Source organism: Stagnimonas sp. FW305-C-60 (assembly GCF_058782965.1).
On the sequence record NZ_JBYSYF010000001.1, the window covers coordinates 1,112,972 to 1,138,084 of the forward strand.

Sequence of the window (25,113 nt, forward strand, 5' to 3'; positions counted from 1 at the left end):
CACCAAGAAACTCTCAGTTGAGGCGGGTGATGCGGTTCTGCGGGCCGGGCGCGACCGGCGAGTGGGCCTGGAAATAGGCTTCCAGCGCGTCAATGTCCTGCGCGCCGCCGACCAGGTTGCTGCCCTGGGTGAGAATCACGAAGTTGTCGCCGCCGCCGGCCAGGAAGTTGTTGACCGTGACGCGGTACTTCTGGTCCGCCAGCACCGGCGTGCCGTTGATGGCGATGCTGTTGATGTTGACCCGCTCGCCCACCGCCGCCGCCATGTCCCAGGTGTAGCTGAAGCCGTTCGACACCTGCAGGAAGCGCGGGCTGGTCTGGCCTTTCCACTGCTGCTCCAGCAGCTCGTCGATCTGGGCGCCGGTCAGGCTCAGGGTCACCAGGCTGTTGCCGAAGGGCTGCACGGTGAAGGCCTCGCCATAGGTGATCTCGCCGGCCGCCTCGCCGCCGCTGATCTGCGCCGCCTGGAAGTCGGCACGGATGCCACCCGGATTCATGAACGCCACCACCGCCTGCTGGCTGCCGCCCTGGGTGGCGGCCAGTTGCGAGTCGGCGATGATGTCGCCCAGCGAGGATTCGCCGGCGCTGTTCTGGGCGCGGGCCAGGTCGGCGCTGATGCTGCCGATGATGCGGTTCTGCAGCGGCGCGACCGCGGTGTTGTAGCGATCGACCAGGGCCTTGAGGCCGGCGTCGGCGACCAGGCTCGGGTAGGCGGCGGGCAGCGGGTTGGCGAGGCTATCGTTGACCACGGCGCTGTTGGCCACGGCGATGTCGGTGACGTCGGCGCTGGCGGTATCGACGGTGAGGTCGATCTCGGTCAGGAAGCGGCCGTTGGCGCCGGCGCTGGTGAAGGCGAGCTTGGGATTGGCCGCGACCTTGCCCTTGCACAGCAGCGTGCTGTGGGTATGGCCGGCCACCACCAGATCGACCTCGGTGTCGAGCTTGGTCAGGATCTTCAGGAGGTCGCCGTTGACGCCGGCGCAGCTTGAGTCGTTGAAGGCGCTGGTCATGAACGCGCCCTGGTGGACCAGCACGACGATGGCCTTGATGCCCTGCGCCTTGATCTGCGGCACCAGGGTGTTGACCGCGTAGGCCTCGTCGATGAAGTCCAGGCCGGCGACGCCCTGCGGAGTGACGATGGTCGGGGTTTCGCGCAGCACCAGGCCGATGAAGGCGACGCCGATCTTCTTGCCGCCGCCGACCTCGAATTCCTTGACCGCGAAACCCGGGAACAGCGGCTTGCCGGTGCTGCTGTCGACGACGTTGGCGGCCAGGTACTTGAAGCTGGCGCCGGGGAAGCTGCCGCCGGCCTCCAGGCAGGTTTCCTGGCCGACACTGCCGCCGGGGAAGCAGCCGCCGTTCTGCATGCGCTGCAGCTCGACCTTGCCGTCGTCGAACTCGTGATTGCCGACCGAGCTGAATTCCAGGCCGAGCTGGCTGAGCGCCAGGATGCTGGGCTCGTCATGGAACAGGGCCGATACCAGCGGCGTGGCGCCGATCAGGTCGCCGGCGCCGACCACGACATTGAGCGGGTTCTTGGCCTTGGCCTGCTTGACCAGGCTGGCGAGGTAGGCGACGCCGCCCAGCGGCACCGACTTGGTGGTGCCGGCGGCGGCCGGGTCCGGCAGGTTGGCGGTGCCGGTGGTGTTGAGGGCGCCGTGAAAGTCGTTGAAGCCGATCACCTTGATGCTGGCGGTCTTGGGGACTTCCGGAGTGCTGGTCGGGCTGTTGTTGTCGTTGCTGCAGGCGCAGAGCGCGAGAGACAGCAATATGGGCAGGGCAAGCTGACGCATGGTCTTCCTTGGTGGGGGGTGACATGCGTGACGCTAGCGGCCCGACTTTGCATGGCATTTGCCGCGGCGTGATCGCGGCGTTGCGGTTCGGTGTCAGTGGAACTTTGCTAGCGGCCTGCACCGGCACCGCGCCTGCCGACTACGCGGCGCTGAAAGGCGGCGCCAGCGCCGCCCAGGCCTGTCAGGAGCGCTTGCACGATGGCGCGCCGGACTACTCGGAATGCCTGCGCTATGTCGCCAGCCACCCGCCGGCCGGAGAACGGCGTGGCGACTGGTGGGCGCTGGGAGTGCTCCAGTACGGCTGGCTGAGCATGGATCTGGCCGCCCAGCACGGTGAGGACGGTGCCGATGCCGAGGCGCGGGCGCTGGTGCGCGAGGCGGAGGCCAAGCGACTGGCCCTGAGGCCCTCGGAGTCGGCGCTGTGCTCGCTGCTGCCGCTGGACTGCGCCTTGCAGCAGAAGCGCCGTGCCGAACGCCTGGCCGGGCGCTAGCTGGCGGCGGCCGGAAAGCGCGGCGCCATCGGCTCCGGCGGCAGCTCCAGCGCGTTCACCAGCATCGCGATCTGGTGGTACTGGCCGCAGAGCATCAGGAGCTCCAGCAGCTGCTCCTCGCTGAACTCGGCGGCCAGTTCCATCCACAGCCCGGCATCGATGCGGTAGTTCGCGTGCAGGCTGTCGACCAGCCGCAACAGCCGTTGCTGGCGCGGGCTCCAGAGCGTGGCATCGAAGTCGGCGCGGGTGCTGTCCGCCACCTGGGCCGCATTCAGCCCGACCTTGGCGGCGAAGGCGGCGACATGCACGCCCCATTCGTATTCGGCGCCGCAGAGCGCACAGGCGCGCAGGATCACCAGCTCGCGGTCTTGGCGCTCCAGGCTGCCGCGGTCCAGCAGATTGCCGGCCATCATCTTGTCGAGGATGCGCGGACTGCGCGCGGCGGTGCGGAAGATCATTAGCGGCGGCAGGCCGGGCGGCATGATGCGGGCGATGGCGGCCTCGATGGCGGCCGGGTAGGGGGCTTGCAGCGGGGCGATGCGGGCGTGCATGGCGGGGCTCCATTGCTACTGAAAACGTAGCGCAACGCTACCGCTATCATTTCCGTAGCACAAGCCCAGCTTCGAGGTAGCGCCCATGACTCCAGTGCCCGGCCGTCCGGTCCGTGGTTCCCGCAGCGGCCGGCCGATCATGGCCCTGCTCGACCTGCTTGGGCGGCGCTGGTGTCTGCGCGTCCTCTGGGAGCTCAGCGAGGCGCCGGGCAGCTTCCGCAGCCTGCAGTCGCGCTGCGACGAGGTGTCGCCCAGCGTGCTCAATACCCGCCTGGCCGAGTTGCGCGCGGCGCGCCTGCTGGAGGTCTCGGAGGAGGGCTACCGGCTGACCGCCGAAGGCCGCGCGCTGGGCGAGCGGCTGCTGCAGCTTTCCAGTTGGGCCGAGGGCTGGGCGGTGGGCTTGGAGTCGGCGCAAGCGCCGGCGGCCGGCGCAGAACCCGGGGCCGTCCGCCGACGTCGAAACCCGCTGAAGGCTGGCCCGGCGAATGGTGGTTGACTTTCCGGGCGCGGACCTAGATTCTAATTAAACGGTCGTTTTAGAGCCGATTTCGGAGGAGACATCATGACTACTGCAAGCCTGCCCGCCCCGGGCAGTTGGACGGACAACAAGCGCTATCTCTGGCCGCTCGGCGCGCTGGTGATGTTCCTGCCGCTGGCGGGCACCATCGCCTACCAGTACACCGGCTGGTCGATCACGCTCTGGTTTGGTTTCTTCATCCTCTACGGCCTGATCCCGATCGCCGACCGCCTGCTCGGCGAGGACGACTCCAATCCGCCGGACTCGGCGATGACTGCGCTCGCCAGCGACGGCTATTACCGCTGGGCGCTGTTCATCTCGGTGCCGGTCTATCTGGGCATGTGGGCCTACATGATCTGGTTCATCACCAGCCAGCCCCTGCCTTGGTACGGCTGGCTGGGCGCGGTGCTGTCGCTGGGCGTTGGCTGCGGCCTGGCGATCAACATCGGCCACGAACTGGGTCATCAGACCTCGCCGCTGGAGCGCTTCCTGGCCAAGCTGACGCTGGCGCCGGGCTTCTACGGGCACTTCTACGTCGAGCACAACCGCGGCCACCACATCCGCGTCGCCACGCCGGAAGATCCCGCCTCCTCGCGCTTCGGCGAGACCTTCTACGAGTTCCTGCCGCGCTGCGTCTACGGCTCCTTCAAGTCGGCCTGGGAAATCGAGAAGAAGCGCTTGGCGCGCGAGGGCAAGAGCGTCTGGCACTGGAGCAATGACAACCTGCAGTCCTGGGCGCTGACCGCCCTGCTCTGGGGCGCGATGATCGCCTGGCTGGGCTGGGTGGCGCTGCCGGTGCTGATCATCGCCGCGGTCTACGGCGGTAGCCTGCTGGAGGTGGTGAACTACCTGGAGCACTACGGCCTGATGCGCCAGAAGCGCGCCGACGGCAGCTACGAACGCTGCCAGCCGCATCACTCCTGGAACAGCAACCACGTGGTCACCAATGTGCTGCTCTACCACCTGCAGCGGCACAGCGACCACCACGCCAACCCGACCCGCTCCTACCAGACCCTGCGCAACTTCGACAACGTGCCGCGGCTGCCCTCCGGCTATGCGGCGATGATCCTGTTCGCCTACATCCCGCCGCTCTGGTTCTGGCTGATGGACCCCAAGGTAGTGGCCCATCACGGCGGCGACATGCGCAAGGCCAACATCAAGCCCTCGATCCGCGAACAGGTGATCGCCCGCTATTCGCCTGCGGCCTAAAAAATGCATTGCTCTCCCCGGAGCTGAGACTCCGGGGAGGCAAAAGGCGCGGCTCTTCGGCTAGGATTCGCGCCTCATTCACCGCCTGTTTAGAGAAACTGTATGAAGAAGTGGCGCTGCCTGGTCTGCGATTTCGTGTACGACGAGGCCCAGGGTTGGCCGGACGAGGGCATCGCCCCCGGCACCAAGTGGGAGGACGTACCGGCCAGCTGGTCTTGCCCGGACTGCGGCGCCTCCAAGGCAGATTTCGAGCTGGTCGAAGACTAGTCGCCGCCGCCGCTGATGGCGTGGCGTCCAGCCTGGCTGTCGCGGCGTAGTCGCGGTGGCCAGCCTCTCATTCCTGTCCAGTTCCTGTCATGACCCAGTTCGATAACGTCAGCGTCATCAAAAAGGCCAATGTCTACTTCGGCGGCCAGTGCATCAGCCACACCGTGCTGCTGCCCGATGGCAGCAAGAAGAGCATCGGCGTGATTCTGCCCAGCCAGCTCAGCTTCAGCACCGGCGCGCCGGAAGTGATGGAGATCATCGCCGGCCATTGCCGCGTGCGCCTGAAAGGCGAGGCGACCAGCAAGGACTACCGCGCCGGCGAGTCGTTCAGCGTGCCCGGCAATTCCAGCTTCGAGATCGAAACCCTGGACGCGCTGCACTACGTCTGCCACTTCGGCTGAAGCGTGATTGCGTCCGGCACCGCGCCGGCCGCGTAAGCAGGGGCGTGCTCCCACGTCCCGGAAGGTTTCATGCAGGCTGACCGCCGTAGCGGGTTTGCGGTCCCGTTCCCTCGCCGATTCGCCTGCGTACTGCTGTTGCTGGCGACGGCCGCTGTCGCGCAGACGCCGTATACACCCGCCGACGACCGACAGGCACTGTCCGCCGCCACCCCCCTGCGCAGTTTGGCCGCAACCAGCGCGGCGGCAGCCTTCAAGCCATCCGCCGCCGAGTCTGCCGAGCAGGCTTTGCGTCTCGCCGAGCAGGCCTTGGAGCTGGGCAGGGCACGCGCCGATCCGCGCTGGTTCGGCGTCGCCGAGGCCGCCCTGCAGGCCTGGGAATCGGCGCCGACTCCACCGCCGGCGATCCAGCGGCTGCGCGCGGTGCTGCGCCAGCGGCGGCACGATTTCGCCGGCGCGCTCTCCGATCTCGACGCCCTTTTGCGGGCCGATCCGGACGACCGCCAGGCGCGGCTGGTCCGCGCGGTCATCCACGCGGTGCAGGGCCGGCCGCAGCAGGCGCAGGCCGACTGCCTGCGCCTGATCGGCGCCAGCAGCCTGCTGCTCGCCACCACCTGTCTGGCCAACGCCCGAGGCCTGCTCGGGCAGGCGGCGCCGATGCTGGCGGCGCTCGAGGGCCAGCTGCAATCGCCGGCCGGCCTCGATGCCGGCGCCGAGGAACGGCGCTGGGCGCTGACCGTCGCCGCCGAACTGGCGGTGCGCCTGCAGCGTCCGGCGCTGGCCTCGCGCTATTACGCCGAGGCCCTGGCGCTGGCCAGCCAGGCGCAGGTCGAGGACGTGTACCTGCAAGCCTCCTGGGCGGATTTCCAGCTGGCGCTGGGTGATGCCGCGCGGGTCGAGCGCGGTCTGCGCCGCACCCGCAGCGATCTCACCCTGCTTCGCCTGGCCATCGCCGAGCGCCGACTGGCCGAGGCCGGCCGGCCCGTGTTCCGGTCGCGCTGGCAGGCGCACGCCGAGGAGCTTGAAGCACGCTTCGAGCTTGCCCGCCAGCGTGGCGAGAGCGGACACGGCCGCGAGGAGGCTCTGCTGGCGCTGGCGCTGCGTGACGATCCGCTGCAGGCCTTGCGCCACAGCGAGCGGAACTGGCAGCTGCAGCGCGAGCCGGCCGATGCCCGCCTGCTGCTGGAGTCGGCCATCGCCGCCGGCCGTCCAGAAGCGGCCGAGCCGGTGCGGGCCTGGCTACGCAGCACCGGTCTGGAAGATCCGGCGCTGCGCCGCCTCGCCGGCCTGGAGTCGCCATGACCGCTTTTCTGATGGGCCGCAGCACCGGTCTCTGGCTGTGCCTGCTGGCCCTGCTGTTGCCGACGCCGCCGGTCGCTGCCCATGCTGGCAGCACCGCCTACCTGTTCGCCCAGGTCGAGGGCGCCGGTCTGAATCTACGCTGGGACCTCGCGCTGCGCGATCTCGACCTGGCGCTGGGGCTAGATGCCGATGGCGACGGCGAGATCCGCTGGGGCGAGGTGCGGGCGATGCAGGCGGCGATTCGCGGCTACGCCGGTTCCCGGCTGAGCGTGGCGGCCGACGGTCAGGCCTGCGTGCTGCGGGTCGACCCCGGGCTGCAGATCGCCGACCGCCGCGACGGCCGCTATGCCGTGCTCCAACTGCGAGCCGCGTGTCCGCGCCGGCCCGGGCAACTGTTGCTGGGCTACCAGGCGTTGTTCGATCTCGACGCCTCGCACCGGGGCCTGCTGCGGCTGCGCTACGGCAGCGACGGGCAGGACAGCCAGAGCGGCAGCTTCGCGCCCGACCGCCCGCAGCTGCGCTTCGGCGCCGAGCCCGGAGTGTTCGGGCCGCTCGGCCAGTACCTGGTCGAGGGCATCGAGCATGTCCTCGGCGGCTGGGACCATCTGCTGTTCCTGCTGGCGCTGTTCCTGCCCGCGGCCCTGCGCTGGTCGGGTGGGCGCTGGCAGCCGGTATCGGGATTGAAGCCGGTGCTGCTGCACAGCGCCGCCCTGGTCACCGCCTTCACCCTGGCGCATGCCCTGACACTTTGCCTGGTGGCGCTGGAGGCCTTCCGCCTGCCATCGCGCTGGGTGGAATCGGCGGTGGCGGCCTCGGTGCTGTTCGCCGGGCTCAACAATCTCTGGCCGATGGTGCAGCGGCGACTGCACTGGCTGGCGGCCGGTTTCGGGTTGATTCATGGTGCTGCCATCGCCGGCGCGCTGCTGGAACTGGGGCTGCCCCTGCAAGGGCGGGTCTCGGCCCTGCTGGGTTTCAACCTGGGCGTCGAGCTGGCGCAGCTGAGCCTGGTTCTGCTGCTGGTGCCTCTGGGCTATGCCCTGCGCGAGCGGCCAGGCTATCGGCGCTGGCTGCTGCGGCCAGGCTCCTGGCTGGTCGCCGCCGCTGGCCTGGTGTGGCTGATCGACCGGCTGTTTGCGATGAACTGGCCGCTGCCGATCTGAGCCAAGCCCGGCGAGCATCCTCGCCGCCGGGCAAAAAAATAGGCCCCGTGAGGGGCCTTAAGGGAAAGCGAAGAACGACTCAGCTCGGGGTGCAGCCGATGCTGACGCTATTGAGGTCGCCGGCGGCGGTTTCGCTGTCGAGCAGCTCACGGCCGTTGAGGCTGACCGGCTGGCTGGTCTCGCAGCTCTGGGTGCCGATCAGAGACTTGGCGAACTCCAGGATGCTGTTGACGGTTGGCATGGCCCCCTGCGGCGAACCATCGTCGCCGCAGGCGGCCAGCCCTAGGGCCAGCACTGTGGAAAGCAGAAGGCGTCGGATCATGGCGCGTCGCTCCCCTTACTTGCGGCTGGCCAGCGCCGAACCGGCGAGCGGCGGAGCCAGGTAGGGGAAGGCGGTCAGATACTCGTCGGCCGAGGGCATGGCGCCGTCGTTGACCACCGCGCCGGCATTCTTCACCACCGGAGCCGCGCCGGAGACATCGCAGGTCTGCAGACCGTTGGTGCCAGTGAGCGCGCCCTCGGCGACGGTCAGCGCGATGTCGACCACGTCGTCGATCGGCCGGCGGCCGTTGGGGAAGCCGCCCAGGTCGCAGTCCAGGAAGCCCAGCTGCTTCTGATCAGCCACCGCGGTCGGCGCCAGCGCGGTGTTCAGGCGCAGCATCTCGCCCGGCACGGTCTGGTTGGCCGGCGCCGTGTACTTGAAGGCAGTGCCGTTGACGTTGGCAGTCACGCCGGTGACGAACACGGCCAGCAGGTCGTTGCGCGGCGTGGCCGGCGGCTCCACGCCGAACAGCACCTGGACCAGTACCGGCAGGGTCGGGGTGAGCACGTACTTGCCGAAGTTGGCGACGTCGTTGGCCGGCACGCTGGCGTTGAACTTGTCCTTGTCGGTGATGCCGATCACCACCTCGTTGACCAGCGGCGAGCCCAGGCGCGAGACCTGGGTCCAGGCGCCGCCTTCGACTGCCGGGCCGCGCTGGTTGCCGGTGCCGACCGGGCCGGTCGGCACCGGGTTGAGCAGGCGGCTCTGACGCAGGCTAGCGGTGGTCCAGCCACCGATCACCGGGTCATTACCGTTGGTGAGGCAGGCGGTCGGCAGTTCCAGCGCCAGCGAGGTGATGTTCTTGTCGCCGATGGTGTTGCCGGCCGAGTCGCGCGCACCCAGCGGATTGAGGTTGACCTGGTCGAACACCTGGCCGAGGTTGACCACGAAGCCCTCGCGGCGCTGGCCGACGAACACACGACCGTTGGTGGCGCAGCCCGGCAGCTTGATGTCGTAGACGAACTTCTCTGCATAGCCGGGGTAGTCGGGGATCGACTTGTTGCCGATGTTGTCGACCGGCTTGTCGAAGCTGGTGCTGCCGTCGGGCTTGGTCACCGCCGAGGCAGCGCCGGTGCGACGATCGCCGCGCACCAGGGTCAGGCTGTAGCTCTCGGTGACATTGAGCGCGCCCGGGCTGCTGCCGCTGCCGCCGCCGAGGTTGATCAGCGGCACCTGCACGCTGTTGCCGCCGATCACCAGGTTGCCGTTGACCACACCCAGGCTGGGGATGTTGGCCTGGCCGAACTTGTTGCTGAAGCGGAACTGGAAGGTCAGGTCTTCCTTGGCGTCGCCGTTGTTGTCGAGATGGATCTCGTAGAGCGCGTCCGGATCCATGAAGAAGTAGTTGGGACCGCCGTAGCTGTCCTGCAGCGGCAGGTAGTTGGCGATCAGCGTGGTGAACCCGGTGCGGCCTTCTTCGTAGCTGCGGAACATGTAGAAGTCGGTGCCATCGACTTTCGGCGACTCGGTGATGGCGGGGGCCTCACGGTGGCTCGATGCCGCGGCGCTGCCGGCCACCGACAGCAAGGCTGCAGCCACGACGGGCTGCAAGCGAAAACGGTTCATCGGAATCTCCTCGAAATTTTGGGGGGGTCAAGCCCCCCTAGTTACGGGGCGAGTTCCGGTTCAGATGCCGCCTTCGATTCAAATCGGCAGAAATCGCCGCTGCTGGGTTCGCCGACGTGCACGGTCGGGCTGTCGGCGATCAGCCGCACGCGGAAGCGGCCGAGGTCGGCCACCAGTTCCTCGCCCACCCGGCGCAGTCCGCGGTCGCCCTCGTTGCCGATGCGCAGCAGGCTGTCGTCGGGCAGCTCCGGCAGATCGCCGGCGGGCATCTTCTTCAGGCCGAGCACAGTCAGCAGCGGTGGCAGCCGGGCCGGCACGCCGTAGCGGCAGCCATTCAGGCGCTCCGACAGCCAGTCGGTGCGCAGCACCGCGCGGTCGTCCTTGCCCTCGGCTTCGAAGCGCAATAGCAGGGCGCGCTCCTGGCCGTCCTTGTAGTACAGGAACAGCTCTTCGGCCTTGTCCTTCTCCGGCACCAGCTTGTAGACCTGGCCGGTGAGTACGCTGGGGGTCGCTGCCTGTGCCGGACGGGCCAGGGTCCAGTCGCCAAAGCGGATCGCGGCCCCCGGGTCGAAGGGGGCGGCGTGGCCGATTGGCATGACCGAAAGGAATCCGATCAATAGCGAAATTTTCGATGCCGGCATGAAAGGCATGGGCTAGACTCCGGCGACTTGCAAGATCGCCTTTGGTTGGAGGGGGCGTGATCTTGCCATCGAATCACAACCTTGCTGGAGCGTCCATGCCGGTCAAACTTGCCGTGCTCAAAGAAACGCGCGCGAACGAACGCCGTGTCGCCCTCGTCCCCGTCGTCGCCGACAAGCTCAACAAGCTGGGTCTGGAGCTTTCGCTCCAGGCCGGCGCCGGCGAAGCGGTGAAGCTGGCCGACAGCGCGTACAAGAACGTCCACGCCATCGCCAACCCGCAGGGGATGGTCGGCGACGCCGACATCGTTTGCAGTGTGCAGCCGCCTTCCCTGGAAGTCGTGGAGGCGATGAAGGAGGGCGCGATCCTGATCTCCTTCGTCTACGCCCACAAGGAAGTCGAGCTGGTCAAGAAGCTGCGTGACAAGAAGATCACCTGCTTTGCCATGGAGCTGGTGCCGCGCATCACCCGCGCGCAGGCGATGGACGCGCTGTCCTCGCAGGCGGCGCTCGCCGGCTACTACGCGGCGCTGATGGGCGCCACCCATCTCGCCCGCATCCTGCCGATGATGACCACGGCGGTGGGTTCGATCCGTCCGGCCAAGTGCCTAGTCATGGGGCTGGGTGTGGCGGGCCTGCAGGCGCTCGCTACCGCGCGCCGCCTGGGCGCGATGACCGAAGGCTATGACGTGCGTCCCGAAACCAAGGAGCAGGCCGAGTCCCTGGGTGCGAAGTTTGTCGATACCGGCGTCGATGCCCGCGGTGCCGGCGGCTACGCCCGCGAGCTGACCCAGGAAGAAAAGGACAAGATCGCCGCCGTCGTCACCAAGCACATCCAGTCCGCCGACATCATCATCACCACCGCCGCCATCCCCGGCCGCCCTTCGCCAAAGCTGATCAGCAAGGCCCAGGTCGACGGCATGAAGGCCGGCGCGGTGATCATCGACCTCGCCGCCGAGGGCGGCGGCAACTGTGAGTACACCCAGCCCGGCGAGACCGTGCAGGTCGGCCAGGTCAGCGTGGTCGGCCCGCTCAATGTGCCCTCGATGCTGGGCGAGCACGCCAGCGAGCTGTACGCCAAGAACCAGCTCAACCTGATCGAACTGTTCGTCAAGGACAAGGCGATCAACATCGACTGGAGCGACGAGGTGCTGGCCAAAGCCTGCCTCACGCACGCCGGCGAGATCAAGAACGAGGCCGCGAAGAAAGCGGTGGAAGGCTAAGCGAGGCAGACCATGGAACCGACAACTGTCATCACGGGCTTCGTCGCCCTCTACATCTTCATGCTCGCGGCCTTCACCGGCTACGAGATCATCGGCCGGGTGCCGGCGATCCTGCACACGCCGCTGATGTCCGGCAGCAACTTCGTGCACGGCATCGTCGTGGTCGGCGCGATGTATGCGCTGCTCAATGCCACCACGGTGCTGGAGCAGGCCATCGGTTTCTTCGGCGTGCTGCTGGGTGCGGGTAACGCCGCCGGCGGCTATGTCGTCACCGAGCGCATGCTGGAAATGTTCAAGCCCAGCGACAAGAAGAAGAGCTAAGCGGAGCCAAGCCATGAGCCCACAACTCCTCATCGACATCTCGGCGCTGCTGGCGTCGTTCCTGTTCATCTACGGCCTGAAGCGCATGTCCTCGCCGGTGACCGCGCGCAGCGGCATCGTCGTTGCCGGCGTCGGCATGCTGGTCGCGGTGCTGGCGGCCTTCCTCTACTACTTCGGCGTCTCGGAGGCGGCCAAGCCGCACCTGACCACCAACACCATCCTCGCCGCCACCGCCCTCGGCATCGGCGTCGGCTGGGCCTGGTGGAGCGGCAAGAAGGTCGCGATGACCTCGATGCCGCAGATGGTCGCGCTCTACAACGGCATGGGCGGCGGTGCCGCCGCCGCCATCGGCGCGGTGGAACTGCTCAAGACCAGCGGCCACCACGGCGCGCTGCCGCTGGTGGTGACCATCATCGGTTCGCTGATCGGCGCGATCTCGCTGTCCGGCTCGCTGATCGCCTGGGCCAAGCTCGACGGCCGCATCAACGGCACCTGGCGCATCAAGGGCCAGCAGCTGCTCAACGGCTCGGTGTTCCTGGCGACGCTGGTGCTCGGCCTCTACATCGCCCTGGTCGCGCACGGCCATGCCAGCCCGGCCGTCACCGGCGCCTTCTTCGCGCTGGCGTTGATCTTCGGCGTGCTGATGACCATGCCGATCGGCGGCGCCGACATGCCGGTGGTGATCTCGCTCTACAACGCCTTCACCGGCCTCGCGGTCGGTTTCGAGGGCTATGTGCTGCAGAACCCGGCGCTGATGATCGCCGGCATGGTGGTCGGCTCCGCCGGCACCCTGCTGACCCTGCTGATGGCCAAGGCCATGAACCGCAGCGTCGCCAATGTGATCTTCTCCAACTTCGGGCCGGCGGGTGACGAGGTGCAGGGCGAGATCAAGGGCAGCCAGAAGCCGGCCGAGGCCGGCGACGCGGCGATCAACATGCGCTACGCGTCCAAGGTGATCATCGCCCCCGGCTACGGCCTCGCCGTCGCCCAGGCGCAGCACAAGCTATTCGAGTTCGTGAAGCTGTTGACCGATGCCGGGGTCGAGGTGAAGTTCGCCATCCACCCGGTGGCGGGCCGCATGCCCGGCCACATGAACGTGCTGCTCGCCGAAGCCGGCGTGCCCTACGACATGATCTTCGACATGGAAGACGTCAACGGCGAGTTCAAGGAGGCCGACGTCGCCATCGTCATCGGCGCCAACGACACCGTGAACCCGGCAGCGCGCACCAACAAGTCCAGCCCGATCTACGGCATGCCCATCCTCAACGTCGACCAGGCCAAGCAGGTCTACGTGGTCAAGCGCGGTCAGGGTAAGGGTTACTCGGGCGTCGAGAACGAGCTGTTCTTCGCTGACAACTGCAACCTCGTCTACGGCGACGCGCAGAAGGTGATGGTGGCGATGATTCAGGCGGTGAAATCCTTGGATGGTGGCCACTAGGCCTCGAGCGTCTCATCCCGGCCACGGCCCCGCTTGCGCGGCGCCGTGGCCGGTTTCGTTTTGGGGCTCTAAAGATTCAGCGCCGCTCTGGCGCTGGCCCAGTAGGCGCGACGCTCGCTGAGCCCGTTCTTGCCGCCGTTGATTTTCACAGTGATGGTGACGAAGTCCTCGTCGTCATCGTCGTCGCTACGGTCGTCGGCGAGTTCGTTGAGGCCGTGCGACTTCCAGTAGTAGGCGGCCGAGCGCGCCGCCGGCCCGGCTTGCAGCAGTAGGTCGGGGCTGACGGTGAGCGGCAGGCCCAGTGCTGCGCCGACCGCCTTGTAGTTGCCGCGACCGGTCACCTGCAGCAGACCGCGACCGCGGAAGCGCCAACCGTCACCGCTGTTGGCGTCGCCATTGCCCATGCGGCCGGCGTAGACCCGGTTGGCCAGTTTCTCCGGCTGGCCGACATAGGGCGCGGCGTCCGCCTCAGTGGGAAAGCGCTTGGGCCAGACCGCGCAGATGCGCTTGGCGGTGCTGTAGTTGAGGTTTTCCACCATCCGGCGCATCTCGCCTGATTCGTGGGCGATCTGCGCCAGGAAGGCGGCGATGCGATCGGCCCGGCTGGCGATCTGGAATTCGGCCATGGCGCTATTGAGCACGCTGGTCCAGGTGGGGATGTCCGGATTCCTGGGCATGATCCGGCCAAGCTGGGTTTGGGTGATGTTCATGGGCGCCTCGCGGTGGTGGTCGGTGCTGCGGTTAACCGGCGAGGGCGGCAGCGTTCGTCTCGGCCGCTGCGGGCAGTGAGCTGCCGCAAGCTGGCACGGCGTCCGGCATCGCTGACCTGCCTGAGTTGTTTCGACATGGCTACCCCCTTGATGGGAGTCGCGAGACCCGCAGATGGCAGCGCTTGCTGAGCGCCGGCGGCTGTCTCGCCTCCCTTTATCCTTGGCAGCCTCCCCAGGCTGCTGGCTGAAAATTACGCTCGGCCCGGAGCGGCGGCAACGACCCTTGGTCGGCTCGCAGGTGGTCGAGGCGATCCGCAGGGCCGATTTCGTCTGGTGATGGTCCTTGCTAGTGTGGAGGCCTCGTCCCATACCGCTCGGCGTCATGACCCAAGCCCGTTATTACGATCTGCTGGTGGCCGGGATGGTCGCCGTGCTGCTCTGCTCCAACCTGATCGGTCCGGCCAAGGTCTGCGCCTTCGATCTGCCGGTGCTGGGGACGGTGAGCTTCGGTGCTGGCAACCTGTTCTTCCCGATCAGCTACATCTTCGGTGACGTCCTCACCGAGGTGTACGGCTACGCCCGGGCGCGGCGGGCGATCTGGGCCGGCTTCGGCGCCTTGCTGTTCGCCAGCTTCATGACGACGGTGATCGTGCATCTGCCGCCGGCACCGGGCGAGCCCTTCAATGCGGTGTTGCAGCCGGCGCTGGAAACCGCCTTCGGCAGCACCTGGCGCATCGTGCTGGCGAGCATGGCCGCCTACTGGGTGGGCGACTTCGTCAATTCCTACGTGCTTGCCAAGCTCAAGCTGCTCACCGCCGGACGCTGGTTGTGGATGCGCACCATCGGCTCGACCATAGTCGGTCAGGCGGCGGATTCGCTGCTGTTCTATCCGATCGCCTTCTACGGCATCTGGACCCACGATGCGCTGCTGGCGGTGATGATCTTCAACCTGTTGTTCAAGATCGGCATCGAGGTGCTGTTCACGCCGATCACCTACTGGGTGGTGGCGCGACTGAAACGGGCCGAAGGTATCGAGGTGTTCGATCGCAACACCGACTTCACGCCGTTCTCGCTGAAGACCTAGCCGCCCCCCTCAGGGTTCATGCGGGCATCCGTTGCGCCGCGATCGGCGCCGATCAGAGCTGCCTCTAGTACGGCAGCAAGCCGCCGGGGGTCGAGGTCGGCGGCGGGGTGGTCTGCAGTGGTGGCAGTGGCAGAGGTAGCAGACTATCCAGTGGCTGCACCAGAGGGGGCAATAGCACCTGTTGCTCGATGTTGCGCCGGTAGATGTCCTTCAAGCGTTCCTGCTCCAGCGTCGGCAGGCTCTCGAAGCGGCGGTGTTGGTCGAGCAGCCGGCGCTGTTCGCTGGTCGGCAGCTGACGGAACTGTTCGCGGCGCTCCAGCACCTGTTGGCGCTCGGTGGCGTTCATGCGCTGCCAGCTCGACAGCTGCTGGCTGGCTTCGGCGCGTTGTTCGGGGTTCATCTGCAGCCAACGGGCGGCACCATCGGCCAGACGCTGGCGACGTGGCTCCGGTAGCTGATCGAAAACCGCGGCCTCACCCTTGATCGCCGGGGCGATCAGGGCCTGCTGCTGCGGACTCAGCGCCTGCCACAGTGGCGCGGCCGCCAGCGCCGGGCCGGTCAGGGCCAGCAGCAGGGCGACGAGGGCAGGGCGAAGATCAAGGCGCACGACGTTCTCCACGCGCTTCGGGCGCGGGTGTGTCGGGAGTCTTGTCGGCCTGCTTGTCCATGTTCAGTAGTGCCCGCTCTTCCGGGCTCCAGTCTCCAAGAAATTCCAGCAAGGCGGCGTTGGGTTGTACCGGCGCCGTCGGCGGCTGTTGCGGCTGCGGCGGCGTGGCTGCGCAGGCCAGGGGGCTTGCGACAACCGCGACCATCCACAACCAGCCACGAGAACTAGGCATTCGGTTCCGGGAGGCGTCCGAGCTGCCGTTGCTGTTCCAGCCAGCGGTAGAACTCGAGATCGCGGTAGAACTCCGGGCCCGCTTCGTCGACTACCCATTCCAACGCGGCAGTCTCCAAACCGTTGACGGCTGGAGCGCTCGCCGGCGGAGCGGTGAGGCGATTGGGCAGCAGGACAAAGCTCAGGGCGATGGTGGCCAGGGCCGCCGGCGCCAGCAGCCAGCCGGCGATTCCGGAGCGGTGCTCCTCCAGCGCCGCGACTGCGCGGCGCCGTGCGGCGGCGAGACGGGCCGATTCGGTGTAGTCCAGCACTTCGCTGGCGCGCAGCCGCGCCTGCGCCACCTGCGCGAAGGCGCGGTCGGCGGGGGCGAGATCGGCGTAGAGGTCAGGGCTGCTGTTCATGGCGAAGGCTCCGATTGTGTATCGGCGGGTGGCGGCACGCTAGTTGGACCAGGCGTCGCCGAGTTTTCCGCGCAGATTGGACAGCGCGCGGGCGAGATGAGTTTTGACGCTACCGTCGGAGCAGCCCATGACCTGGGCGGTCTCCTCGGTGGACAGGCCGTCCCAGACGCGCAGCACAAAGGCCTGGCGCTGGCGTTCCGGCAGTTCGACGAGGGCGATCTTCAGGCGGGCCATGGCTTCGTCCTGCATCAGCCGTTCGGTGGAATCGGGGATCGCGAGGTCGGGAGCGCGTTCTTCCATGGTTGGCGCGTCTTCATCTTCCTCGCGCTCGCTGCGCCAGAAAAAGAAGCGGTTGCGCACGCCCTGGCGGCGCTGCCAGTCACGGATCTTGTTTTCCAGAATGCGGTGAAACAGCGGCGCCCACTCACCGGGTGGGCGCCGCCCGTAGGAGCGAGCCAGATGCAGCATCGCGTCCTGTACCACGTCGAGCGCGTCGTCGCGCGAGCGAGTGGCGATTTCCGCCACCCGCAGTGCGCGACCCTGCGCCTGCAGCAGAAAGGCGTTGAGCCCTTCGGGGGTCTCCCCTTCGGCCACGGGCAGTGCGCGCCTGAGCGCGCCCTACTTGGCGCGACCCTCGGCCTGGACTTCGGCGTTGACATCGGCGCTTACCGAGGTGCCAGTGGCGACACCCGCCGCGGTGCCCAGCAGGCCGCCAACGGCACCGGTCACTGCCTTGCCGCCGGTGCTGGCGGTGCTCTTCACGCTGGCGCCGGTGCTGCTGAGCGCCTGGCTGCCGGTTTCAGTGGCGAGGCCGGCGCCGGCCTTGATCTTCTTCTTGGCCTTCAGTGCGCCGGCCTTGCCGGCCTCGGCCGCCTGCTCGGCGGTAGCGCCGCTGCTGTCAATCGCGGCGGCGGCATTGGCCTTGCCGGCTTCGACCTTGGCGCTGGCGGTGGCGGCCTTGCTGACTCCGGCCTGGGCCTTGCCGGTGGCGGCATCAAGCGCGCCCGAGGCCTGCGAAGCAGCGTTGGTGCTGATGTTGGCGTTGACGCCGACATTGGCGCTGGCGCCGGCTTCGGCGGCCAGACTCGGCAGGCTCAGGGCCAGGAGGCTGGAAGTCAGCAGGCTGCGGGTAAGGTGTTTCATCGCTGTAATCCTCGTGAAGATTTAAGTTCCGGCGCGCCGGAGGGAGTAAGCAACGGCACAAGCAAGGTGCGGTTGACCGGCGGCGACACTGAGCTTTGGCACTGAACCAAGCCTGAACTGCGCCCCGGGCGGGTATTTGTCAAGCCAGCGTCCGCTTGGTTATGCACAGAAATCCCACGGTAAAAATGGCGGCCCAGGTCAAGACGGATATCTCATGGCACATTTGTTTAAGTCGACAAGGCATTGAAAACAAAATAAATAAGTCTACAAGGTGACACCAGTGCCAGCTGCTTCGAGGTCATTTTGATGGACTGTGGGATCATCCGCTCCATCCTTATCCCCAAAGTTATCCACAGCTTGGTCTCCTTTCGTGGCGCTTGACTTGGTGGCAGTCGCTCTACCAGCGCCCCTGCGGCGCTGTTTTGATTATCTGGTGCCGCCGGAGCTGTGCTCCTGCCTGCCGCCCGGCGTGCGTGTGGAGGTGCCGTTCGGTCGCCGTCAGCTGGTTGGGCTGGTGGTGGCGGCGCCGCGCCGCGCCGAGGGCGATGGCTATGCCTACAAGCCGGTGACGCGAGTGTTGGATGCCGCGCCGCTGGCCACGCCGGACTGGCTGAAGCTGCTGCTCTGGGCCGCCGACTACTACCAGTACCCGATCGGCGAAGTGGTCGCCGCCGCGCTGCCGGCGCCCTTGCGCGATGGCCGGCCGGCGCTGGGCCGGCTGCCGCGGCGGCTGCGCCTGACCGAGGCCGGGCGGCTGGCCCTGGCCGGACTGCCGGCGCGGGCGCATCGCCAGCAGGCCCTGCTCACCGCACTGGCACTGGGCGATCGGCAGGTGCCGGCCGGGGAGGCCAGCGGCTTTGAAGCGAGCACCTTGCGTCGCGCGCTGGATCTAGGCTGGGTGCTGGAAGAAGAGGTGGGTGCGCCCCCCCCCTTGCTGATTGCCGAGGCGCCGGCACTGACTGGGGCCCAGCAGCAGGCCCTGGATGCCTTGCAGGCAGCGCCGGCGGGTTTTTCGGTAAGCCTGCTGGAGGGCGTGACCGGCTCCGGCAAGACCGAGCTCTACCTACAGCTGGCCGAGCAGGTGCTGCGTGCCGGCCGGCAGGTGTTGATCCTGGTGCCGGAGATCGGCCTCACGCCCCAGCTCAGCGCCCGCTTCGCCGAGCGCTTCGGCGCGGCGGTGGCCAGCTTTCACTCCGGCATGACCGAGGTCGAGCGCAATGACGCCTGGCTGGCGGTGGCGGCGCGGCGGGTGCAGGTGCTGGTCGGCACTCGCTCGGCGGTGTTCGCGCCGTTTGCCGATCTCGGCCTGGTGGTGGTCGATGAGGAGCACGACACCTCGTACAAGCAGCAGGAGGGGTTTCGCTACCACGCCCGCGACCTGGCCTTGCTGCGCGCCAAGGACTGCGCGGCGATGGCAGTGCTGGGCAGTGCCACGCCGGCGCTGGAATCCCTGGCCCATGCTCGCAGTGGCCGCTACCGCCACGTGCGGCTGGAGCAGCGCATCAGCGGCCGGGCGCCGCCGCCGGCGCAGCTGATCGACCTCAATGTCCATCCGGCCCGGCATGGGCTCACCGAGCCGCTGCTGGCGACGATCGAGCGCCATCTGCACGCCGGTGGCCAGTGCCTGCTGTTCATCAACCGTCGCGGTTACGCGCCGACGCTGCTCTGCGAGGTCTGCCACTGGGTGGCGCCCTGTCCGCGCTGCGACGCGCGGATGACCCTGCACCGCGCGCGCGGCCGGCTGGTCTGCCATCACTGCGGGCACGAGGAAGTGCCGCCGCACGCCTGTCCTTCCTGCGGCGGCCAGCGCCTGCTGCCGGTGGGCGAGGGCGCCGAGCGGGTGGAGGACGCGCTGCGCAACCGCTTCCCGGGCCGGCGCGTCGAGCGCTTCGACGCCGAGCGTCTGCGCGGCGGCGACAAGCTGGAGCGGCTGCTGGACGAGGTGCGCGCGCGCAAGGTCGAGATCCTGGTCGGCACCCAGATGCTGGCCAAGGGCCATGATTTTCCGGCGCTGAGTCTGGTTGGCGTGGTCAATGCCGATCAGGCGCTGTTCTCTGCCGACTTCCGTGCCATGGAGCGGTTGGGGCAGTTGCTCACCCAGGTTGCCGGCCGCGCCGGCCGCATCGAGCAGGCGCCGCATCCGGCGGAGGTGCTGATCCAGACCCGCGAGCCGCAGAACCCGCAGCTGCGGCTGCTGCTGGGTTCCGGCTATGGCGCGCTCGCCGAGCGATTGCTGGCCGAACGCGCCGAGGCCGGCTTGCCGCCTTCCGGGCATCTGGCCCTGCTGCGCGCCGAGGCGGCGCACATGACCGAGGCGCAGGTGTTTCTGCGCGCCGCGCGCGATCTGGCGCTGACGCTGCCCGGTGCCGGCAGCGAGGTGCAGCTCCTGGGCCCGGCGCCCGCGCCGATGGAGCGGCGCGACGGCCGTTACCGCGCGCAGCTTTTGCTGCAGGCCGGCAAGCGGGCGCCGCTGCACCGCCTGCTGCCCGGCTGGCTGGACCAGATCGAGGCCTTGCCGGAGGCGCGCCGGCTGCGCTGGTCGCTGGATGTGGACCCCATTGATCTGTTCTGACCGGCGAGTCCGCGGAAAAAATGCAAGCCGCGCTCAAGGGAGTCGCGGCTAGACCTTGGTCGATACACTGCCTGCAAGCCGTCGGCCGCTTTGCCGCAGGTGGCGGTTTTAAGCGAAAATCCACGAGTTCAAAAAGAGGAAGCGTCTGGTTCGCTCCCCCTATTCCCCCGGAGAAGTCATGAATCTGCACGAATACCAGGCGAAGGCCCTCTTCGCCCGTTACGGCATCGCCGTCCCGGAGGGCCGCTTGGCCACCTCCGCCGAACAAGCCCGGGCGATGGCGAAGGAATTGGGTGGCGACAAGTTTGTCGTCAAGGCGCAGGTGCATGCCGGTGGTCGCGGCAAGGCCGGCGGTGTGAAGCTGGTGGAAGGTTTCGACGCGGTGGAAGAAACCGCCCGCAAGATGATCGGCACCAAGCTGGTCACCAAGCAGACCGACGCCAAGGGCCTGCCGGTCAACAGCGTCTGGGTCGAGAAGCCCAGCGCCATCGCCCGCGAGCTGTACGTGTCGGCCCTGGTCGACCGCTCGCTGGAGAAGATCATCTTCATGGCCAGCCCGGAAGGCGGCATGGATATCGAGGAAGTCGCCGAGAAGCACCCGGAGAAGATCAAGTCGATCGCCGTGCATCCGGCCGCCGGCCTGCAGCCCTACCAGTGCCGCGAGCTGGCCTTCTTCATGGATCTCAACAAGGAACAGGCCGAGCAGTTCACCAAGACCTTGCTGGGCATCTACAAGATCATCATCGAATGCGATGCCTCCATGGTGGAGATCAATCCGATGATCGTCACCAAGGAAGGCAACATCTTCACCCTCGACGCCAAGCTCAACTTCGACGAGAACGCGCTCTACCGTCAGAAGGCGATCGCCGAGCAGCGCGACCTCTCGCAGGAAGACGAGCGTGAGCGCGTCGCACAGCAGTTCGACCTCAACTACGTTTCGCTGGACGGCAACATCGGCTGCATGGTCAACGGCGCTGGCCTCGCCATGGCGACCATGGACATCGTCAAGCTGCACGGCGGCGCGCCGGCCAACTTCCTCGACGTCGGCGGCGGTGCCACCACCGAGCGCGTCACCAATGCTTTCAAGCTGATCACCTCGGCGCCGGACGTGAAGGCGATCTTCGTCAACATCTTCGGCGGCATCGTCCGCTGCGATCTGATCGCCGAAGGCATCATCGAGGCCACCAAGCAGGTCGGCCTGAAGATTCCGGTGGTTGCCCGTCTGCAGGGCACCAATATGGAGAAGGGCCGCGAGCTGCTCGAGAAGAGCGGACTCAAGATCACCCCCGTCTCCGATCTCACCGAGGCCGCGAAAACGGTCGTCGCGCTGGCCAAGGGCTAAGGAACCGCACCCATGAGCATCCTCGTCAACAAGAACACCAAGCTCATCTGCCAGGGTTTCACCGGCAAGCAGGGCACCTTCCATTCCGAGCAGTGCATCGCCTACGGAACCCAGATGGTCGGCGGCATCTCGCCCGGCAAGGGCGGCACCAAGCATCTCAACCTGCCGGTGTTCAACACCGCCCATGAGGCGGTGAAGCAAACCGGCGCCGACGCCAGCATGATCTACGTGCCGGCGCCGGGCGCGGCCGATGCGATCCTGGAAGCGGCCGATGCCGGCATCAAGATCATCGTCTGCATCACCGAGGGCATCCCGGTGAACGACATGGTCAAGGTCAAGACCACTCTGCGCCACCAGTACCCGGACGCGGTGCTGATCGGCCCCAACTGCCCCGGCGTCATCACTCCGGGCGAGTGCAAGATCGGCATCATGCCCGGCCACATCCACAAGCCGGGTCGCATCGGCGTGGTGTCGCGCTCGGGCACGCTGACCTATGAAACCGTGCACCAGACCACCGCCAACGGTCTCGGCCAGTCGACCTGCGTCGGCATCGGCGGCGACCCGGTGCGTGGCATGGGCTTCATCGACGTCATCAAGCTGTTCGAGGCCGACCCGCAGACCGAAGGCATCATCATGGTCGGCGAGATCGGCGGCGCTTCCGAGGAAGAAGCGGCGGCCTACATCAAGACCAGCGTCAAGAAGCCGGTGGTGGCCTACATCGCCGGCGTCACCGCGCCGGCCGGCAAGCGCATGGGCCATGCCGGCGCCATCGTCTCCGGCGGCAAGGGCACCGCCGACGAGAAGTTCAAGGCGCTGGAGGCCGCGGGCGTGAAGACCGTGCGCAGCCCGGCCGATCTCGGCGCGGCGATGCTCTCGCTGCTCAAGTAAGCCTCCTGCTTGGTAAAAAGCCCGCAGACTGCGGGCTTTTTTCTTTACAGTGCGCGCATGAACAACCGCTCCCTCACCCTGGCGCTGGCCCAGCTCAATCTCTGGGTCGGCGATGTCGAAGGCAATGTCGGCAAGATCATCGCGGCCGCCGGCAAGGCGCGCGACGAGTTGCAGGCCGATCTGGTTGCTTGCCCAGAGCTCTGCCTGATCGGCTATCCGCCCGACGACCTGCTGCTGCGCTCCGGCCTGCCGGCGGTGATCGAGGCCGGCGTGCAGCGTCTGCTGGCGGAAGTGCGGGGCATTACGCTCATCGTCGGCCTGCCGGAGTACCGCGACGGTGCCATCTACAACGCCGCCTGGGTGCTGCGCGACGGCGCGGTGATAGCCCGCTACCGCAAGCAGCACCTGCCCAACTACGGCGTGTTCGACGACCGCCGCCACTACCGCCCAGGCTTCAGCCCTTGTGTGTTCGAGCTGGGTGGGCGCCGGATCGGCCTGACCATCTGCGAGGACATCTGGCTGTCGCAGCCGGCGGCGCAGGCGCGCGATGCCGGCGCCGAGCTGCTCATCAACATCAACGCCAGCCCCTACGAGCTCGGCAAGTCGGCGCAGCGGCGCCGTACCCTGGACTCGCGGGTAGCCGAGACCGGCCTGCCCATTCTCTACGTCAACTGCGTCGGCGGGCAGGACGAGGTGGTGTACGACGGCGACTCCTGCGCCCTGCGTGCCGATGGCTCGCTGGCCTTCGCCGCACCGCTGTGGGAGGAGGGTGTGCATGCGGTGCGCCTGGAGAACGGCCGGCTGGAAGGCGCGCTGCGCGCCGAGCAGTCGGAGGCGGCGGTGGTCTACCAGGGGCTGGTGCGGGCGACCCGCGACTATGTGGATCGCAACGGCTTTCCCGGCGCGCTGATTGGTCTCTCCGGCGGCATTGACTCGGCCCTGGTCGCCGCCATCGCCGCCGATGCGCTGGGGGCGGAGCGGGTCTGGGGCGTGTCCATGCCCTCGCGTTACACGCTGGACATGTCCAATGACGATGCGCGCCTGGAAGCCGAGGCGCTGGGCATCCGCTATTCGACACTGCCGATCGAGCGCGCCTTCGGGGCCTTCACCGAGACCCTGGCCGACAGCTTTGCCGGCCGCAAGCCCGATCTCACCGAAGAGAATCTGCAATCGCGCTCGCGTGGCGTGCTGCTGATGGCGCTGTCCAACAAATTCGGTCAGGTGGTGCTGACCACCGGCAACAAGAGCGAGATGGCGGTGGGCTACGCCACGCTCTACGGCGACATGTGCGGCGGCTTCGCGCCGATCAAGGACTGCTACAAGACCCTGGTCTATCGGCTGGCGCGCTACCGCAACACGCTGTCGCCGGCCGGCAAGCCGGTCATCCCAGAACGGGTGATCGTGCGCCCGCCCTCGGCGGAGCTGCGGCCGGACCAGAAGGATTCCGACTCGCTGCCGCCCTACGAGGTGCTCGACCCGGTGCTGGAGGCCTATGTCGAGGACAGCCGCTCGATCCCCGAGATCGTCGCCATGGGTTTTGACGAGGCCGTGGTGCGCCGCGTCGCCGGCCTGGTCCGGCGCAGCGAGTACAAACGACGGCAGGCGCCACCCGGCCCGAAGATCACCCGCTGCGCGTTTGGCCGCGAGCGCCGCTACCCGATCACTGCGCTCTACGGTGACATCTGAGCCGTGCTCTCTGCGCCCACAAAAAAGCCGCGCGATGCGCGGCTTTTTTGTGGGCTGGGCGGCTTACTTCTTTTCGTCCTTGCGGTCGGGGTCGAGGAAGGAGAAGAAATCGACCACGCGGGTGAAGAAGCCTCGCTGCTCTTCCGGGGCAGCGTCCTTCTTGTCCGCGCTGGGTGCGGCGGCGGCCGGGGCTGGAGTGGCGGCCGCTGCCTCCTCGCCGGTGTCGATCGACACCCGCAGCGGCGAGCCGTTGATCGAAATCCCGCCTTCGCCGGTCTGCGGCGCCGTGGTCTTGGCCTCGCTGGTGGGGATCACCAGCTCGGTGGTCTCCCGCTTGCTGCTGTCCAGAAAGGAGAAGGCGCCGGCGATGCGCGAGAACACGCCGGGCTCCGGCGCGGGCGCCGGAGCGCCCGCGCTGGTGTTGGCGCTGACTGCCGGCTGCGCTGCGAGCAGGCGCGCGGCGTCTTCGGCCTGCTGCTTGAGGCCCAGCGCGGTGTAGCTCTTCTGCAGCGTCTGCAAGGCTTCCAGCGTCGCCGGTGCGCCCGGGTACTGGGCGATGATCTGTTCGGCGCGCTTGGCGGCGGCCAGATGCGCGCCGCGGCGCACGTAGTAATGCACCACATGCATCTCGTTGGCGGCAATGCGGTTGCGCAGGTCCACCATGCGCGCCCGCGCGTCTTCGCCGTAGCGGGAGTTGGGGTATTTCTGGATCAGCAGCGAGAACTCGTCGTAAGCCTTGCGCAGACTGCCGACGTCGCCCTTGGTGTGGTCCAGCGGCAGGGCGTCGAGCAGGCCGGCGTCGCGCTCGGCCTGGATCACGCCTTTCAGATACTGGACGTAGTCGGCACGGGCATGGCGCGGATGCTCGCGCAGGAAGCGGTCGGCGGCGGCCAGCGCTTCGTCCGGGCGGAATTCCCGGTGCATCGCGTAAATCTTCTCCAGCTCCGCCTGCACCGCGTAGTCGGTAAAGGGGTAGCGCTCGACCAGCGTGTCGTAGCGCAGCTGGGCATCGCCGAAGTCGGAGGAATCCAGGGACTTGCGGGCCACACGGTACAATTGGTCCGCCTCCAGCTTCAGTTCGCGCTCGCTGACCTGCGACTTGTTCAGCGAGCTGCGCGAGTCCCGGTCCTTGAATGGATTGACCGGCCGGGCGCTGGGATCGCGCTTCGCGTCGGAACTGCAACCCGTCAGCCAGAGCATGGAGGCGAGCGTGGCCGCGGCCAGCTTCAAGGCGGAAGACGATTTCATAGATGA

General features: G+C 67.6%; 26 protein-coding genes. 15 read left to right on the plus strand and 11 right to left on the minus strand.

Features of this window, described 5'->3' with window-relative positions:
• Nucleotides 1–13 precede the first annotated feature (13 nt).
• The gene (locus AC3WT6_RS05070; RefSeq protein WP_492652469.1) at nucleotides 14–1,792 is read right to left on the minus strand and encodes a bifunctional metallophosphatase/5'-nucleotidase; all 1,779 of its coding nucleotides are present in this window, start codon (nucleotides 1,790–1,792) and stop codon (nucleotides 14–16) included.
• 23 nt (nucleotides 1,793–1,815) lie between these two features.
• Here AC3WT6_RS05070 and AC3WT6_RS05075 point away from each other — a divergent pair, with 23 nt between their 5' ends.
• Nucleotides 1,816–2,283 carry a hypothetical protein gene (locus AC3WT6_RS05075; RefSeq protein WP_492652470.1) on the plus strand — a complete coding sequence of 156 codons (468 nt, stop codon included), beginning with the start codon at nucleotides 1,816–1,818 and terminating at the stop codon, nucleotides 2,281–2,283.
• On the opposite strand, the gene AC3WT6_RS05080 is transcribed toward AC3WT6_RS05075, so the two are convergent.
• Complete coding sequence (locus AC3WT6_RS05080; protein WP_492652471.1) at nucleotides 2,280–2,834, minus strand: carboxymuconolactone decarboxylase family protein; 555 nt, start codon at nucleotides 2,832–2,834, stop codon at nucleotides 2,280–2,282. The two genes, AC3WT6_RS05075 and AC3WT6_RS05080, sit on opposite strands and share 4 nt — an antisense overlap.
• 85 nt (nucleotides 2,835–2,919) lie before the next feature.
• Here AC3WT6_RS05080 and AC3WT6_RS05085 point away from each other — a divergent pair, with 85 nt between their 5' ends.
• From AC3WT6_RS05085 to AC3WT6_RS05110, 6 genes are all read left to right on the plus strand, one after another.
• Entirely contained in the window at nucleotides 2,920–3,330 is a 411-nt protein-coding gene (locus AC3WT6_RS05085; protein WP_492652472.1) for a winged helix-turn-helix transcriptional regulator, read from the plus strand.
• A 66-nt stretch (nucleotides 3,331–3,396) separates the two neighbouring features.
• Nucleotides 3,397–4,560 (plus strand): alkane 1-monooxygenase, encoded by a 1,164-nt coding sequence (locus AC3WT6_RS05090; RefSeq protein ID WP_492652473.1) that lies wholly within the window; start codon nucleotides 3,397–3,399, stop codon nucleotides 4,558–4,560.
• A gap of 102 nt (nucleotides 4,561–4,662) precedes the next feature.
• On the plus strand, nucleotides 4,663–4,827 hold the full coding sequence (locus AC3WT6_RS05095) for a rubredoxin (protein ID WP_492652474.1): 165 nt from the start codon (nucleotides 4,663–4,665) through the stop codon (nucleotides 4,825–4,827).
• An 89-nt stretch (nucleotides 4,828–4,916) separates the two neighbouring features.
• On the plus strand, nucleotides 4,917–5,228 hold the full coding sequence (gene ppnP / locus AC3WT6_RS05100; RefSeq protein WP_492652475.1) for a pyrimidine/purine nucleoside phosphorylase: 312 nt from the start codon (nucleotides 4,917–4,919) through the stop codon (nucleotides 5,226–5,228).
• Between the two features lie 222 nt (nucleotides 5,229–5,450).
• Nucleotides 5,451–6,527, plus strand: coding sequence for a hypothetical protein (locus tag AC3WT6_RS05105; protein ID WP_492652476.1), 1,077 nt, complete (start codon nucleotides 5,451–5,453; stop codon nucleotides 6,525–6,527).
• A complete protein-coding gene (locus AC3WT6_RS05110) occupies nucleotides 6,524–7,687 on the plus strand; it encodes a HupE/UreJ family protein (protein ID WP_492652477.1) in 1,164 nt (387 codons plus the stop codon). The genes AC3WT6_RS05105 and AC3WT6_RS05110 overlap by 4 nt, the downstream gene beginning before the upstream one ends.
• A gap of 79 nt (nucleotides 7,688–7,766) precedes the next feature.
• Here the strand turns inward: AC3WT6_RS05110 and AC3WT6_RS05115 are convergent, their stop codons facing one another.
• The 3 genes from AC3WT6_RS05115 to AC3WT6_RS05125 are packed head-to-tail and all read right to left on the minus strand — an operon-like array spanning nucleotide 7,767 to nucleotide 10,171.
• Nucleotides 7,767–8,009 carry a hypothetical protein gene (locus AC3WT6_RS05115; RefSeq protein WP_492652478.1) on the minus strand — a complete coding sequence of 81 codons (243 nt, stop codon included), beginning with the start codon at nucleotides 8,007–8,009 and terminating at the stop codon, nucleotides 7,767–7,769.
• Nucleotides 8,010–8,024: 15 nt separating this feature from the next.
• Nucleotides 8,025–9,575 carry a DUF4331 domain-containing protein gene (locus AC3WT6_RS05120; RefSeq protein WP_492652479.1) on the minus strand — a complete coding sequence of 517 codons (1,551 nt, stop codon included), beginning with the start codon at nucleotides 9,573–9,575 and terminating at the stop codon, nucleotides 8,025–8,027.
• A 41-nt stretch (nucleotides 9,576–9,616) separates the two neighbouring features.
• Nucleotides 9,617–10,171, minus strand: coding sequence for a hypothetical protein (locus tag AC3WT6_RS05125; RefSeq protein ID WP_492652480.1), 555 nt, complete (start codon nucleotides 10,169–10,171; stop codon nucleotides 9,617–9,619).
• A gap of 140 nt (nucleotides 10,172–10,311) precedes the next feature.
• On the opposite strand from AC3WT6_RS05125, the gene AC3WT6_RS05130 reads away from it, so the two are divergent.
• The 3 genes from AC3WT6_RS05130 to AC3WT6_RS05140 are packed head-to-tail and all read left to right on the plus strand — an operon-like array spanning nucleotide 10,312 to nucleotide 13,195.
• On the plus strand, nucleotides 10,312–11,436 hold the full coding sequence (locus tag AC3WT6_RS05130; RefSeq protein ID WP_492652481.1) for an NAD(P) transhydrogenase subunit alpha: 1,125 nt from the start codon (nucleotides 10,312–10,314) through the stop codon (nucleotides 11,434–11,436).
• A gap of 12 nt (nucleotides 11,437–11,448) precedes the next feature.
• Nucleotides 11,449–11,757 (plus strand): NAD(P) transhydrogenase subunit alpha part 2, encoded by a 309-nt coding sequence (locus AC3WT6_RS05135; RefSeq protein WP_492652482.1) that lies wholly within the window; start codon nucleotides 11,449–11,451, stop codon nucleotides 11,755–11,757.
• A 13-nt stretch (nucleotides 11,758–11,770) separates the two neighbouring features.
• Nucleotides 11,771–13,195: an NAD(P)(+) transhydrogenase (Re/Si-specific) subunit beta gene (locus tag AC3WT6_RS05140; protein WP_492652483.1), complete on the plus strand. Its 1,425-nt coding sequence runs from the start codon at nucleotides 11,771–11,773 to the stop codon at nucleotides 13,193–13,195.
• A 68-nt stretch (nucleotides 13,196–13,263) separates the two neighbouring features.
• On the opposite strand, the gene AC3WT6_RS05145 is transcribed toward AC3WT6_RS05140, so the two are convergent.
• Nucleotides 13,264–13,905, minus strand: a complete 642-nt coding sequence (locus AC3WT6_RS05145; RefSeq protein ID WP_492652484.1) for a glycoside hydrolase family 19 protein — start codon at nucleotides 13,903–13,905, stop codon at nucleotides 13,264–13,266.
• A 382-nt stretch (nucleotides 13,906–14,287) separates the two neighbouring features.
• Here AC3WT6_RS05145 and AC3WT6_RS05150 point away from each other — a divergent pair, with 382 nt between their 5' ends.
• Nucleotides 14,288–14,989: a queuosine precursor transporter gene (locus AC3WT6_RS05150; RefSeq protein WP_492652485.1), complete on the plus strand. Its 702-nt coding sequence runs from the start codon at nucleotides 14,288–14,290 to the stop codon at nucleotides 14,987–14,989.
• A gap of 64 nt (nucleotides 14,990–15,053) precedes the next feature.
• Here AC3WT6_RS05150 and AC3WT6_RS05155 read toward each other — a convergent pair whose 3' ends face one another.
• From AC3WT6_RS05155 to AC3WT6_RS05170, 4 genes are all read right to left on the minus strand, one after another.
• Nucleotides 15,054–15,596, minus strand: a complete 543-nt coding sequence (locus AC3WT6_RS05155; RefSeq protein ID WP_492652486.1) for a DUF3106 domain-containing protein — start codon at nucleotides 15,594–15,596, stop codon at nucleotides 15,054–15,056.
• 224 nt (nucleotides 15,597–15,820) lie between these two features.
• Complete coding sequence (locus AC3WT6_RS05160) at nucleotides 15,821–16,228, minus strand: hypothetical protein (RefSeq protein WP_492652487.1); 408 nt, start codon at nucleotides 16,226–16,228, stop codon at nucleotides 15,821–15,823.
• A 39-nt stretch (nucleotides 16,229–16,267) separates the two neighbouring features.
• Nucleotides 16,268–16,822 (minus strand): RNA polymerase sigma factor, encoded by a 555-nt coding sequence (locus AC3WT6_RS05165; RefSeq protein WP_492652488.1) that lies wholly within the window; start codon nucleotides 16,820–16,822, stop codon nucleotides 16,268–16,270.
• Between the two features lie 24 nt (nucleotides 16,823–16,846).
• The gene (locus tag AC3WT6_RS05170) at nucleotides 16,847–17,371 is read right to left on the minus strand and encodes a hypothetical protein (protein ID WP_492652489.1); all 525 of its coding nucleotides are present in this window, start codon (nucleotides 17,369–17,371) and stop codon (nucleotides 16,847–16,849) included.
• A 385-nt stretch (nucleotides 17,372–17,756) separates the two neighbouring features.
• Between AC3WT6_RS05170 and AC3WT6_RS05175 the strand changes: the two genes are divergently transcribed.
• From AC3WT6_RS05175 to AC3WT6_RS05190, 4 genes are all read left to right on the plus strand, one after another.
• Nucleotides 17,757–19,943 carry a primosomal protein N' gene (locus tag AC3WT6_RS05175; RefSeq protein WP_492652490.1) on the plus strand — a complete coding sequence of 729 codons (2,187 nt, stop codon included), beginning with the start codon at nucleotides 17,757–17,759 and terminating at the stop codon, nucleotides 19,941–19,943.
• 178 nt (nucleotides 19,944–20,121) lie between these two features.
• A complete protein-coding gene (gene sucC / locus AC3WT6_RS05180; protein ID WP_492652491.1) occupies nucleotides 20,122–21,285 on the plus strand; it encodes an ADP-forming succinate--CoA ligase subunit beta in 1,164 nt (387 codons plus the stop codon).
• A 12-nt stretch (nucleotides 21,286–21,297) separates the two neighbouring features.
• Nucleotides 21,298–22,173, plus strand: coding sequence for a succinate--CoA ligase subunit alpha (gene sucD / locus AC3WT6_RS05185; protein WP_492652492.1), 876 nt, complete (start codon nucleotides 21,298–21,300; stop codon nucleotides 22,171–22,173).
• A 57-nt stretch (nucleotides 22,174–22,230) separates the two neighbouring features.
• Entirely contained in the window at nucleotides 22,231–23,859 is a 1,629-nt protein-coding gene (locus AC3WT6_RS05190) for an NAD+ synthase (protein ID WP_492652493.1), read from the plus strand.
• A gap of 63 nt (nucleotides 23,860–23,922) precedes the next feature.
• Here the strand turns inward: AC3WT6_RS05190 and AC3WT6_RS05195 are convergent, their stop codons facing one another.
• Nucleotides 23,923–25,107, minus strand: coding sequence for an outer membrane protein assembly factor BamD (locus tag AC3WT6_RS05195; RefSeq protein WP_492652494.1), 1,185 nt, complete (start codon nucleotides 25,105–25,107; stop codon nucleotides 23,923–23,925).
• Between the last annotated feature and the right edge of the window lie 6 nt (nucleotides 25,108–25,113).